Genomic DNA, 13,296 nt, shown 5'->3' with positions numbered 1-13,296 from the left:
CGTGTTAGGCTCAACAACGTGGCCGGCTGGAGCCGGCAAGAAGCACATCACAACACTGGAGGAACCCGCAATGGCTCGTGCAGTAGGCATCGACCTCGGCACCACCAACTCGGTCATCGCCGTCCTTGAGGGCGGCGAGCCCACCGTCATCCCCAACGCCGAGGGCGCCCGCACGACGCCCTCGGTGGTCGCGTTCACCAAGACCGGCGAGGTGCTGGTCGGCGAGGTCGCCAAGCGTCAGGCGGTCACCAACGTCGACCGCACCATCCGCTCGGTGAAGCGCCACATGGGCACCACCTGGACCGTCGACATCGACGGCAAGGGCTACACCGCGCAAGAGATCAGCGCCCGCGTCCTGCAGAAGCTCAAGCGGGACGCCGAAGCCTACCTGGGCGAGCCGGTCACCAACGCGGTGATCACCGTGCCCGCCTACTTCTCCGACGCCGAGCGGCAGGCCACCAAGGAGGCCGGTGAGATCGCCGGCCTGACCGTCGACCGGATCATCAACGAGCCGACCGCGGCGGCGCTGGCCTACGGCCTGGACAAGGGCCACACCGAGCAGACCGTGCTGGTCTTCGACCTCGGCGGCGGCACCTTCGACGTGTCGCTGCTCGAGATCGCCGACGGCGTCTTCGAGGTGAAGGCCACCAAGGGCGACAACCGGCTGGGCGGCGACGACTGGGACCAGCGCATCGTCGACTGGCTGGTCAAGCAGTTCAAGAACGCCAACGGCATCGACCTGAGCAAGGACAAGATGGCGCGCCAGCGCCTGCAGGAAGCCGCCGAGCGGGCAAAGATCGAGCTGTCGTCCACCCAGGAGACCTCGATCAACCTGCCCTACATCACTGCCGGCGCCGACGGCCCGCTGCACCTGGACGAGAAGCTCACCCGGGCCGAGTTCCAGCGGATGACCCAGGACCTGCTGGACCGCTGCCGGTCGCCGTTCAACGCGGTGATCTCCGACGCCAACACCTCGGTCGGCAAGATCGACCACGTCATCCTGGTCGGTGGCTCCACCCGGATGCCGGCCGTGGCCGACCTGGTCAAGGAACTGACCGGTGGCAAGGAGCCGAACAAGAGCGTCAACCCGGACGAGGTCGTCGCGCTGGGCGCCGCGCTGCAGGCCGGCGTGCTGAAGGGCGAGGTGAAGGACGTGCTGCTGCTCGACGTCACCCCGCTGAGCCTCGGCATCGAGACCAAGGGCGGCGTGATGACCAAGATCATCGAGCGCAACACCACTATTCCGACCAAGCGGTCCGAGGTGTTCACCACCGCCGAGGACAACCAGCCGTCGGTGATGATCCAGGTCTACCAGGGCGAGCGCGATTTCGCCCGCGACAACAAGTCGCTGGGCAACTTCGAGCTCACCGGCCTGATGCCGGCGCCGCGCAACGTGCCGCAGATCGAGGTCACCTTCGACATCGACGCCAACGGCATCGTGCACGTCCACGCCAAGGACCTGGCCACCGGCAAGGAGCAGTCCATGACGGTGACCGGCGGTTCCGCGCTGGGCAAGGACGACATCGACCGGATGGTCAAGGACGCCGAGAGCCACGCCGAAGAGGACCGCAAGCGCCGCGAGGCCGTCGAGATGCGCAACGAGGCGGACGCCCTGGCGTTCCGCACCGAGAAGCTGATCGCCGACAACGCCGAGTCGATCACCGACGACGTGAAGGCTCCGGTCGAGGAGTCCCTGGCCAAGCTGAAGGAAGCCCTGGCCGGCGACGACAACGACGCGGTCAAGACCGCCATGGACGACCTGAACACCAAAGCGTCGGCGATGGGTCAGGCCATGTACGCCGCCGCCCAGGCCAAGCAGGCGAGCGAGTCGCAGGCATCGGCGTCCGAGAACGGCGACGCGCCGTCGGCAGCCGCCGATGACGACGTGGTGGACGCCGAGATCGTCGATGATGAGGACAACGACAAGAAGTGACGCCGTCGACCGGTCCGTGGGTCGCTGCACCCACGGACCGGCCGCGCGAAGGAGAATCAATCCGTGAGCAAGCACGAGCAAGAGCCCACCGCCGAGTCGTCGCCGGAGGTCCCGGAGTCGGCATCCGCGGTCAGTCCGCAGTCGGTGTCCAGTGCGGAGGAGGTCGTGGACGTGCCGGTAGCTGAGGCGTCCGGACAGTCGATAACCGGTGAGCCGGTCGTGGCCGCCAAGATCGCCGAACTGGAGGAACTGGCCGCCGAGCGCACCCAGGACCTGCAGCGGCTGCAGGCCGAGTACGCCAACTACAAGAAGCGGGTCGACCGGGATCGCTCGCTGGCCCGCCAGGGCGGCGTCGAGGCGGTCGTCCTCGATCTGCTGCCGGTGCTGGACAGCATCGAGGCAGCTCGCGAGCACGATGAACTCACCGGCGGCTTCAAGCTGGTCGCCGAGGAGCTGGAGCGGCTCACCGCCAAGTACGGGCTGAGCGTCTACGGTGCGGTCGGCGACGAGTTCGACCCCAATATCCATGAGGCGCTGATGCAGGTGCCGATGGACGGCATTGAGGTCACCACGGTCTCGGCGCTGATGCAGAAGGGCGTCCGGCTGAACGACCGGGTGCTCCGCCCGGCCCGGGTCGGCGTCGCCGAGCCCGAGTGAGTTCACCGCAGACCCGTTGGTCGAGCTTGTCGAGACCGTAGAACCGCTGGTCGAGCTTGTCGAGACCAACTGACTCAAACCGTTGGTCGAGCTTGTCGAGACCACGCAGGATGTAGACACGAAAGGAGGCGTCACGACATGAGCACCAAGGACTGGCTCGAAAAGGACTTCTACAAGGTCCTCGGCGTCTCCTCCGACGCCAAGCCGGACGAGATCAAGAAGGCGTTCCGCAAGCTGGCCCGGGAGAATCATCCCGACCAGAATCAGAACAACCCGGCCGCCGAGCAGCGCTTCAAGGACATCTCCGAGGCCAACTCGGTGCTGTCCGACCCGAAGAAGCGCAAGGAGTACGACGACGCGCGCAGCATGTTCGGCGGCGGCGGATTCCGGTTCCCCGGCGGCGGCCAGGGACCTTCCATGGAGGACCTGTTCCGCAACGCCGGCGGCGGAGCGGCGGGCGGCAACATCTCCGACCTGTTCGGCAATCTGTTCGGCGGCACCTCGACCCGTCGCACGACGACCAGCCGCGGTCCGCGCCGCGGGCAGGACATCGAGGGCGAGGCGACGATCGACTTCACCGACGCCGTGGACGGCGTCACCGTCACCATGCAGACGGTCTCGGACGACGCCTGTGCGGCCTGTTCGGGCACCGGTGCGAAGTCCGGGACGCTGCCGAAGGTGTGCCCGACCTGCCAGGGCAGCGGCATGCAGACCTCGACGTCGGGCGGCGTGTTCGCGGTCAGCGAGCCGTGCAAGGACTGCCGCGGCCGCGGGCTGATCGTCGAGGAGCCGTGCCCGGTCTGCGCCGGTTCCGGACGCGGCCGGTCGACCAAGTCGATGCAGGTGCGCATCCCGGCCGGGGTGACCGATGGGCAGAAGATCCGGATCAAGGGCAAGGGCGGCGCCGGTGAGAATGGCGGCGCACCCGGCGACCTGTACGTCGCGGTGCATGTCCGGCCGCACAAGCTGTTCGGGCGCAAGGCCGACAATCTGACCCTCACTGTGCCGGTCACGTTCACCGAAGCGGCGCTCGGCGCCGACATCTCGGTGCCCACCCTGGGCGGGCAGCGGGTCACCCTCAAGATCGCGCCGGGCACCCCGAACGGACGCACCTTCCGGGTCCGCGGCAAGGGTGTACGCAAGTCCGACGGCAGCACCGGCGACCTGCTGGTGACGGTCGAGGTCCAGGTGCCGAACGCCCTCAACGACACCGCCAAGGAGGCCCTGGCCAGCTTCGCCGCCGCAATCGGCGACGACTCCGATCCGCGGGCCTCGCTGTACGGGGGCTGAGATGACCAGCTCGTCGGAGTTCCTGCCGCAGCGGATCGATTCCGACGCACCCATCTTCGTCATCTCGGTGGCGGCGCAGCTGGCGGAGATGCATCCGCAGACGCTGCGCGGCTACGACCGGGTGGGCCTGGTCGTGCCGCAGCGGGCGCGGGGGCGCGGACGGCGGTACTCGCTGCGCGATATCGCCAAGCTGCGGCACATCCAGCACCTCTCGCAGCGCGAGGGGATCAACCTCGAAGGAATCCGCCGGATCCTGGCGCTGGAGGACGAGCTGGACGCCCTGCGCGGTCAGCTGGCCAAGGTGGCTGAGCTGGTGGCGGCGCTGCAGGCCGAACCCCGGGCGTCCCGGCTCTTCACCGCCGCCTCCGCCGGCGACGTCCATCTTGGCCGCCGGCCGGCCCGGCGTCCGACCCTGGCGCTGCCCGGCCGTCCGAGTGTGGTGAACCCCGAGGACGCCTGAGTCAGGTCCGCGTTTGGGTTCGGCGGTCAAGCCGTCCGGGCTCGGCGGGCGGCGATGAACGAGCGGATGCCGACGGCGAGGTAGGCGAGCAACAGGACGAACATCACCAGGCTGGCCCAGATCGCGCCAGGCCGCTCGGCGGTGCCGGCGAACAGCTGACCGACCTTGGCGACGTTCATCACCGAGCCGAGGGCGCCGAGCAGTGCGACCGCGAGGGCGGCGTGGATGGCGTGGCGATGGAGCTTCGGGTTGCGGGCGATCCAGCCGGCGGCGAGCAGCAGAACCCCGACCGCGCTGGGGATCAGGGCGGTCATGCTGACGGCGCCGGTCGCCAGGTAGGCGATCACGCCGGTCAGGGTGAGCAGTGCGCCGATGGCCAGGGTGAGCTTGGTGATCACTGTGGTTCGTTCCTCTCGTCGAGAAACGATCGTCTCACGATTGCCGGAAACGGCCCGACCACCAGGCCCGATGCGGTCGGCCGGGCCGGCAGGATGAGGGCGGTGTGCCAATCACGGCCACCCTTACCGCCAGCGCCCGTCCGCGAAAGATGTCTCTAGGAGACGTCCCGGACGGGTCTGATACGCCACGAGCCAAAGAGATACTCGTGTCGAAGTTGACATAGAAGTTCGGAGAGACTGGACCGTGCGGCGGCCGTCAGGGTTCGGTGCCGCTTGTCGGTCAAGGAAAACCCGAGCTCTTAGGAGTAGAAGTGAACCAACGTGCTGACGTCCACGTCCCGGTTTGGACTCTGGCGACCGGGGGGGAGCAAGTGCCCGTGTTGAGCGACGCGCCAATGACCGCTCAGCGCTTGGCTGAACTCAGAACGGCGCTTTCCAACCTGGCCGAACAACCCATCGCCACGCTCTTTGCCCGCGGATCTCGACCGTAGCCATGGTATGCCCATGGGGACGACCGCGCCGCTCGCGCAGTATCTCTCGAACCTAATCCGCGACTCGGCGCGAGGTTCTCAGGCGGTTGTCGCGTCGGAGGGTGGCGAAGGCCTGTACCGCATGATCGTCCCTGCGCGAGTGGCCGCTCAGTTCGGAAGCGGGATCGTTCGCCCCACGACATCCACTGCTGCGACGGGTGGTATCTACAGTGCACTTAGGGACTCCAAAGAGATCGTCGCCAATGCGACATTCGTACCTGTAGGCAAAGCCACCCCGGGTGCGTTCGGCGCAACCAGCGCGGCCGCGAGCGCTGCCGCGGCCGGAACTGCCGCCCTGGCGATCGCGGCACCTCTGGTTCTGATGGCGGTGGCCGTGGGCTTGAGCGTCGACTCCGAGCGCAGGAGGCAGCAGGCAATTGACAATCTCGCTGGTTTGCTGACGAGCCTGAAGGACGAAGCCCTCGATGCCGAGCGGGACAGGCTTGAGGCGTGCCGTGATGCGATAGATACGGCGACTCGGATCCTCCTTGATCATGGAGAAATCGGTCACCCGCTGGGGCTCGATTCTGCGGCCCATGAAATCAGTACCGCGCTAACATCCGCCGATCGTCGGTCGGTGCGATGGATCAATGCGCTTGATGGGCTTCCGCCTGGAAAAGCCGTTGAGGTTGACATGCTGACCAAGTCGTTTCCGGGGGTGAGCGGCGCTGACGGAGAGTTCCGTGCACATGTTGAAATAGCTGCTCTGGCTATTGCGTTGAAGCGGCGTATCGTGGTTCTGCAGGCCGTAGAGCACGCGCAAGCGAACCCTGGGAATCCGCTGCTGAGCTTCGGACGCGGCCTCCGGCAGGACCAGCAGCGCATCAATGAACTGGAGTCCGGAATCGCCTCGGTCCTGATGCGCTTATCGGAACTTGAACTGACATCCCCACGCGGGCGCAAGCGACCCTTCGGGCCTCGGGAGGTCGATCGCATGATGCAGGCGGCACACCGGATTCGCAGACTCGGCGACGGCGTCAGATCCGGGGTCGGGCCGACCGATGTGGCCATCGACATCGCGCGCGAGCGTGACGGATCGCTTGTGGTCTTTCCCGCGTCGCCGGCATAGGTCGGACGCCTAACAGCGCAGCCAGTGGACAGTTGGAGCGACGGCAGGCATGATCCGGCTATACCCCCAGGTCTGCGGTTGTTGATCTTCAGCGGGCCGCTGAGCAGGAACGGAAGAGATGATGGCCGCTGCGCGACGACGCACTCGTATTGGACTGATGATTGTGTTGGTGGTCTGCCTGATGAGCGTCGGAGCGGCGGCTGCGGTAGGAATCGGTAGGATTCTCCCGGGCTTGTCGCTGTTCGGTGCGCAAAGAGACTCGCAAAACACCCAGATCGTTAACGCAGTCACCCGCACAGAGCAGGTCGTGCTGCTTAGCTTAGGCATTCAAGGTATCTCATCGAAGAATAGCAAGACCACATTTTATGGGGTTGACGTTCCGGGCAGCGAGCGGGCATCCTTCATAGAGTATTCCTTCAACGCCAAGTTGGGAATCAATGGTAAGAACGTGACGATCTCGCAAAACGGGACTAACGAGTTCCGCCTCAGTGTTCCCCGGTTTGACTTTCTCGGCCACGACGACGTCAAGTTCCGGCTCGTGGTCGAGAGTGGGGGAGTGGTCAGTTGGGTCACGCCGAGAATCGACACGGTCGAGATGGTAAATGCCATCCTCAATGATGGCAAGAAGGAGACGTACCTCGGCTCCAATGAAGAGGTGCTGCGAAGTCAGGTACGCGACTTCTATGGCCGCATCATCTCCAGCATCGATCCATCCGCGCGACTCACATTCGACTTCAACTGACCTGGCCGATCGACGATCTGCGGCCCTCGCCTCGTCCGCGACCTACCGATGCCACGACGTGCGCCGTACGCACGAAGTCGGCACGCCCGGAGGTTCGCTGCGTCGAGGGAGGTCCGCGGATCACTTTCTCACCCGCCCGGCAGCACCTATTCGCGGAGTTGCGCGTTCACCGAGGAAACTGTCGGCGGCGGCGAGCATGCTTGATCCATGACGTACCGCAGGCACACCATCATCCCGCCCTATCTGCTGCGTCGACTCGCCGAGTCGGCAGAGGCCCAGGTCGCCGCTCCCGCCCGGCACACGCTGCGAGCCGACGAGACACTGCGGGCGCTCCGGGCGACACCGTCGTCCTATCCGTCGCCACCACGCTCAGCGGTGATCGCCGAGGCGGCGGTCAACCGCGAGATCAGCGACGCCCACAACACCGAACAGTTGCCCGGCACGGTGGTCCGCCGGGAGGGAGCGCCGGCTAGCGGCGATGCCGCTGCCGACGAGGCCTACGACGGCTTCGGCGCGACCTGGGTGCTGTTCCACGAGGCGTACGGACGCAACTCCATCGACGATGCCGGCCTGCTGCTGGCCGGCACCGTCCACTACGCCACCGGCTATGACAACGCCTTCTGGGACGGCTCTCGGATGGTGTTCGGCGACGGCGACGGACAGATCTTCGGACGGTTCACCGCCAGCCTCGAGGTGATCGGCCACGAGCTGACCCACGGTGTCACCGAGCGCACCTCCGGATTGATCTACCAAGGCCAGCCCGGGGCGCTCAACGAGCACATCTCGGATGTGTTCGGCAGCCTGGTCAAGCAGCATGAACTCGGGCAGGACGCCGCCGCGGCCGACTGGCTGATCGGGGCCGACCTGCTGCTGCCGGGGGTGGAGGGGGTGGCGCTGCGCAGCATGATCGCTCCTGGCACGGCCTACGACGATCCGCGCCTCGGCAAGGACCCGCAGCCCGATCACATGGACCGCTACGTCACCACCAGCGACGACCATGGCGGCGTCCACATCAACTCCGGTATCCCGAACCGGGCGTTCGCGCTGGCCGCCCGCAGCATCGGCGGGCAGGCCTGGGTTGCTGCCGGCCGGGTCTGGTACGACGTGCTGACCGGCGGCAAGCTGCGCTCCGATGCGGACTTCGCCACCTTCGCGGCGCTCACCGTCGAGGCGGCGGCGGCACGTTTCGGGGACGGCGGAACCGAACATCGGGCGATCGTCGACGGCTGGGCCCAGGTCGGGCTGGGTGCCGGCAGCGTTCCCGGCTCCGGCGGCGCCGATCCGGCGCCCGACCTGGCCGTGCCCGGCGACGCCGACCTGCTGTTGCGCCGGACCGGCGGCGTCACCGGGGTGGTGCGCGAGCGTCGCGCCAGCCTCGACGACCTGCCGCCGAAGGACGCCAGGCGCTGGACCACGCTGCTCACCACGAACACCCTCACCGCGCTGGCCGGCCGGGATCCGATCGCCGACGGCTACTGCTACCGGGTGGCTTGTGAGGTGCTGTCGGTCGACGTCACGGTCGGCGAGCAGGACCTGGACGAGGCGCAGCGCAAGTTGTTCCGGCGGACACTTACCGGTTGAACGCCTCGGCAGCGGGCGGCCGGCCGGCGAAGTGGCCGGGCCGAGGCTCCGCACCGATACTGGACGAACGCACCAACGAGGGTGCGGTGAGGGGGAGTGATGGCCCGGAAGGCTCCGAGGCAGGACGCCGGTGACGCCCGGCTGAAGGTCGGCTCGCCGAAGAGCTACGGCGCCGGCGTCCCGGGTGTGTTGCGGGCGCTCGATCACGCTGGAACTCAGATGGGTGTGATGCGTTCCCTGCTCACGCTGACCGCGGTGAACCAGCAGCAGGGCTTCGACTGTCCCGGTTGCGCCTGGCCCGACCCCGACCGACGGCATGCCGCCGAGTTCTGCGAGAACGGCGCCAAGGCAGTCGCCGAAGAGGCGACCCTGCGGCGGGTCACCCGCGACTTCTTCGCCGAGCATTCGGTGGCCGATCTGGGCATCCGATCCGATCACTGGCTGGGTCAGCAGGGCCGGCTCGCCGAGCCGATGGTGCTGCGTGAGGGCGCCGAGCACTATGAACCGATCGGCTGGAGCGAGGCGTTCGACCTGATCGCCGGCGAGTTGCGGGCGTTGCCGAGCGCCGACGAGGCGATCTTCTACACCTCGGGCCGCACCTCGAACGAGGCCGCCTTCGCCTATCAGCTGTTCGCCCGGGCGTTCGGCACCAACAATCTGCCCGACTGCTCGAATATGTGCCACGAGTCCAGCGGGGCGGCGCTCGGCCAGACCCTCGGCATCGGCAAAGGCACGGTGACGCTGACCGATGTCGAAACCGCCGACCTGATCATCGTGGCCGGCCAGAATCCCGGCACCAACCATCCGCGGATGCTGTCCAGCCTGGAGCGGAACAAGGCCAACGGCGGCCGGATCATCGCGGTGAATCCGCTGATCGAGGCCGGTTTGAAGGCGTTCCGCAACCCGCAGACGGTGCGGGGCGTGCTGGGTGGCGGGGTGGAGCTTGCCGACGAGTACTGCCAGATCCGGCTGAACGGCGACCTCGCCTTCTTCCATGGCCTGAACAAGTTGCTGCTCGCCGCCGACGCGCTCGACCACGAGTTCATCGCCGAACACACCAGCGGGTTCCACGAGTTCCGGGCGCATGTCGAGTCACTGGACTGGTCGGACATCGAACGCGGCTCCGGGTTGCCGCGTGCCGAACTGGCTCGGATCGCGGGCCAGGTGATGGCGGCGAAGTCGGTCATCGTCTGCTGGGCGATGGGGCTGACCCAGCACAAGAACTCGGTGCCGACGATCCGCGAGATCGTCAACTTCCTGCTGCTCCGCGGCAACATCGGACGCCCCGGGGCCGGCGCCTGCCCCGTCCGCGGCCACTCCAACGTGCAGGGCGACCGCACCGTCGGCATCAACGAACGGCCGCCCGGCTGGTTCCTCGACGCCATCGACGCTCGCTTCGGCATCGCCTCGCCGCGCGAGCACGGCCATGACGTGGTGGCCGCGATCCGCGCCATGCGCGACGGCCGGTGCGGAGTGTTCCTGGCCGTCGGCGGCAACTTCGTCCGCGCCACCCCGGACACGGCAGCCACCGAGGCGGCGATGCGCAACGTCGGGCTCACCGTCCACGTCTCCACCAAACTCAACGGTTCCCATGCGGTGACCGGACGCCGGGCGCTGATCCTGCCCACCCTGGGTCGCACCGAACACGACCGCACCGGTGGCCGCGAACAGTTCGTCACCGTCGAGGACTCGATGGGCATGGTGCACGCCTCTCGCGGACGGCTCGCGCCGGCCAGCGGCAACCTGCGCTCCGAGGTCGACATCGTCTGCTCGATCGCCGAGCGCACCCTTGGCTCCGTGGCGATCGACTGGCCGGCGATGCGCGCCGACTACACGGTGATCCGCTCCCACATCGAAGACTGCATCCCGGGGTTCGAACGGTTCGACGAGCGGGTCGACACCCCGTTCGGGTTCGCGCTGCCGAACGGTCCGCGGGATTCCCGCACCTTCGCCACTTCCACCGGCAAGGCGAGATTCACGGTGAATCCGCTGACCATCGTCGAGGTGCCGGCCGGGCACCTGCTGCTCCAGACCGTGCGCAGTCACGACCAGTTCAACACCACCATCTACGGCATGGACGACGTCTACCGCGGTATTCATGCCGGTCGCCGGGTGGTCTTCATCCACCCTGACGACCGTGCCGAACTCGGCTTCGACGAGGCCGCGATCGTCGATCTGGTCTCGGTCTGGCAGGCACCGGGCGGTGCCACCGAGGAGCGCCGGGCACACGGCTTCCGGCTGGTCGACTACGCCACCGCCCGCGGCTGCGTCGCCTCCTACTTCCCCGAGACGAATCTGCTGGTGCCGCTCGATTCGGTGGCCGACGAATCCGGGACGCCCACGTCGAAGTCGATCGTGGTGCGGCTGGAGCCGGCCGACGGGTCGCCGATCGGAGTCCGGTAGTGGCGGCCCCGACAACCGGATCCGTGTCCGGCGGTGAGACCTAGTGGGCCGGATCACCCGGCCGGTGCGGGTCGTCCGCATCCACGACGGCGTCCGCGGTGAGCGACCGGACCGGCTCGCCGTCGAGGAGCCGCTCGAACTGCGGGTCGGTGGGCGTCCGTATGCGCTCACCATGCGCACGCCCGGCCACGACGTCGAATTGGCGCACGGCTGGCTGCACGCCGAGGGCGCGATCGGCGCGTCCGGCGACGTGCTGCGGGCCCAGTACTGTGCCGGCTCGGTGCTCGACGACGAAACCGGCACCGGCGTCAACAGCTACAACGTCCTCGACCTGGTGCTGGCGGACGGGGTCACCCCGCCGGCCGAGCGGCACACCTTCACCTCCAGCGCCTGCGGCGTGTGCGGCGCGGATTCGATCGAGGCGCTGACCAAGCAGGGCCGCTGGCATCTCGCGGACGATGCGACCACGGTGGGCCCGGACACCCTCTTGCAGTTGCCGGCCCGGCTGCGACAGGCGCAGCGCGCGTTCGAACAGACCGGGGGCCTGCACGCCGCCGGACTGTTCACCACTGACGGCGAGCCGATGGTCGTCCGCGAGGACGTCGGCCGGCACAACGCTGTCGACAAAGTGATCGGCTGGGCGATCCTGGACGATCGATTGCCGTTGCGTGGCGCCGTCCTGCAGGTGAGTGGCCGGCTGTCCTTCGAGTTGGTGCAGAAGGCGTACCTGGCCGGCGTCCCGATCATCTCCGCGGTGTCCGCACCCAGTTCGCTGGCCGTCGCCACCGCCGACTCATTAGGGATGACACTGGCGGGGTTCGTCCGGGACACCTCGCTCAACGTCTACTCACACCCGCACCGGGTGACCTGACCACGCTGGCCGTGACCGGCGCGACCGGGCAGGCTGTCACCCATGGACCTGGACGCCGCGGCCGACGAACTGTACGGGCTCGACCCGGACGCGTTCATGCCGGCCCGGACGGCACTGGTCGCCTCGGCGCGGGCCGCCAAGGACCGCCCGCTGGCGTCCGCAATCGGCGCGCTCCGCAAGCCGACCCGGTCGGCCTGGCTGGTGAACCTGCTGGCGCGCGACGCCCCCGATCGGCTTCGCCAACTCGATGAACTCGCGGGCCGGTTGGCCGCCGCGCATCAGAAGCTCGACATGACCGCCCTGCGCGAACTGAGCGGGGAACGGCAGCAGCTGGTGGCGGCGTTGACGGCGTCCGCAGTCGCCGCAGGTTCCGACCGGGGCTATCAGGCGACCGAGGCCGTCCGGACCGAGGTGAACCAGACCCTGTCGGCGGCGATCGCCGATGCTGTCAGCCGGGCCGAGGTGCTCGCCGGACGGGTGGTCAAAGCCCACGTCTACTCGGGGTTCGGGTTTGCGCTGTCCACCGGTCCGGCATCGGTGGCGGAGACCACGTCGCCGGCCGCCGCCGACGGGGCGCCACCACCGGAGATCGCCGACCAACGCGCGGCCGCCCTCGCACGCCGCCGCGCTCAGGAAATGGTGGACGCCGCGACCGCAGCCCTCGTCGAGGCCCGAAACGCGCTGAGAACCGCCCAGCAGGTGGACGCCGAGGCGCACGCCGGTCTCGACCGGGCCGCCCAGGAGGTCGCCGACCTGCGCACCGAGTTGCGGGCGGCCGAGGCGTCCGAGATGGCTGCCAGGCAGCGGGCCAACGAGGCGGCCGATCAGTTGCACGAGGCGCGCGGTGCCGTCCAGCGCGGGGAGCGAGCGCTCAGCGAGGCGGCCCGGGCGCTCGGTGAGGTCGACTGAGCGCGCGGCCGTGGGTAGGCCGTTACAGCGCCTCCGGGTCGTAATCGAGGCAGGCGCGGGAACTGCGGCGGGCACCGATCAGGGCGACCACCTTTAGATGATCTGGGTGGACGGCATACGCCTGGAGCGCGTCGGCGTCGGTGAACACCGAGTAGATGGCCAGATCGAAGGTGTTGTCGAGACCCGACTGCGGCGTGATCACCTCGAACTCGAGGATCCCATCGATCAGTCCTGGGAGTGCCCGCAGCGCCTCGGCCGACTGCGCGACATTGGTCGCCTTGTCGGCACCCTCGGCATAGTCGGCGAACTCCCAGGCCACGATGTGCTTGATCATGCGATCAACCTACTGGCCGGACGCCCCGTGCGCGGCCTGAAAGCGCCCGCGCCAGGTAGCGACGGGTGACCAAAAGAACCGTCCCCGGTGTCCGGGAGAACCGTCCCCGGTGTCCGGGG

General features: G+C 68.0%; 12 protein-coding genes. 10 read left to right on the top strand and 2 right to left on the bottom strand.

The window, feature by feature from the left end:
- The first annotated feature begins 70 nt into the window (after window positions 1-70).
- The 4 genes from dnaK to QM711_RS05145 all read left to right on the top strand — a co-directional run bounded on the left by dnaK (window position 71) and on the right by QM711_RS05145 (window position 4,340).
- Window positions 71-1,933, top strand: a complete 1,863-nt coding sequence (gene dnaK / locus QM711_RS05160) for a molecular chaperone DnaK (protein ID WP_415096982.1) — start codon at window positions 71-73, stop codon at window positions 1,931-1,933.
- 201 nt (window positions 1,934-2,134) lie between these two features.
- On the top strand, window positions 2,135-2,590 hold the full coding sequence (locus tag QM711_RS05155) for a nucleotide exchange factor GrpE (protein ID WP_415098601.1): 456 nt from the start codon (window positions 2,135-2,137) through the stop codon (window positions 2,588-2,590).
- A gap of 138 nt (window positions 2,591-2,728) precedes the next feature.
- A complete protein-coding gene (dnaJ, locus tag QM711_RS05150) occupies window positions 2,729-3,880 on the top strand; it encodes a molecular chaperone DnaJ (protein ID WP_415096980.1) in 1,152 nt (383 codons plus the stop codon).
- Between the two features lies 1 nt (window position 3,881).
- Window positions 3,882-4,340, top strand: a complete 459-nt coding sequence (locus tag QM711_RS05145) for a heat shock protein transcriptional repressor HspR (RefSeq protein WP_415096978.1) — start codon at window positions 3,882-3,884, stop codon at window positions 4,338-4,340.
- 26 nt (window positions 4,341-4,366) lie between these two features.
- Here QM711_RS05145 and QM711_RS05140 read toward each other — a convergent pair whose 3' ends face one another.
- Window positions 4,367-4,738 carry a hypothetical protein gene (locus QM711_RS05140; protein WP_415096976.1) on the bottom strand — a complete coding sequence of 124 codons (372 nt, stop codon included), beginning with the start codon at window positions 4,736-4,738 and terminating at the stop codon, window positions 4,367-4,369.
- A gap of 504 nt (window positions 4,739-5,242) precedes the next feature.
- On the opposite strand from QM711_RS05140, the gene QM711_RS05135 reads away from it, so the two are divergent.
- The 6 genes from QM711_RS05135 (at window position 5,243) to QM711_RS05110 (ending at window position 12,843) form a co-directional block, all read left to right on the top strand.
- A complete protein-coding gene (locus QM711_RS05135) occupies window positions 5,243-6,337 on the top strand; it encodes a hypothetical protein (RefSeq protein WP_415096974.1) in 1,095 nt (364 codons plus the stop codon).
- 157 nt (window positions 6,338-6,494) lie between these two features.
- Window positions 6,495-7,079 carry a hypothetical protein gene (locus QM711_RS05130; RefSeq protein ID WP_415096972.1) on the top strand — a complete coding sequence of 195 codons (585 nt, stop codon included), beginning with the start codon at window positions 6,495-6,497 and terminating at the stop codon, window positions 7,077-7,079.
- Between the two features lie 207 nt (window positions 7,080-7,286).
- Window positions 7,287-8,660, top strand: a complete 1,374-nt coding sequence (locus QM711_RS05125; RefSeq protein ID WP_415096970.1) for a protealysin inhibitor emfourin — start codon at window positions 7,287-7,289, stop codon at window positions 8,658-8,660.
- Between the two features lie 99 nt (window positions 8,661-8,759).
- On the top strand, window positions 8,760-11,063 hold the full coding sequence (locus tag QM711_RS05120) for an FdhF/YdeP family oxidoreductase (protein WP_415096968.1): 2,304 nt from the start codon (window positions 8,760-8,762) through the stop codon (window positions 11,061-11,063).
- A gap of 43 nt (window positions 11,064-11,106) precedes the next feature.
- Entirely contained in the window at window positions 11,107-11,934 is an 828-nt protein-coding gene (fdhD, locus tag QM711_RS05115) for a formate dehydrogenase accessory sulfurtransferase FdhD (protein ID WP_415096966.1), read from the top strand.
- Window positions 11,935-11,976: 42 nt separating this feature from the next.
- Window positions 11,977-12,843: a hypothetical protein gene (locus tag QM711_RS05110; protein WP_415096964.1), complete on the top strand. Its 867-nt coding sequence runs from the start codon at window positions 11,977-11,979 to the stop codon at window positions 12,841-12,843.
- A gap of 22 nt (window positions 12,844-12,865) precedes the next feature.
- On the opposite strand, the gene QM711_RS05105 is transcribed toward QM711_RS05110, so the two are convergent.
- Window positions 12,866-13,177 (bottom strand): Dabb family protein, encoded by a 312-nt coding sequence (locus tag QM711_RS05105; protein ID WP_415096962.1) that lies wholly within the window; start codon window positions 13,175-13,177, stop codon window positions 12,866-12,868.
- Between the last annotated feature and the right edge of the window lie 119 nt (window positions 13,178-13,296).

This window comes from Micropruina sp. (assembly GCF_047602385.1).
GTDB lineage: Bacteria > Actinomycetota > Actinomycetes > Propionibacteriales > Propionibacteriaceae > Micropruina.
Note: the sequence above shows the minus strand (reverse complement) of the source record. Positions and strands in the feature narration are given on the sequence as shown.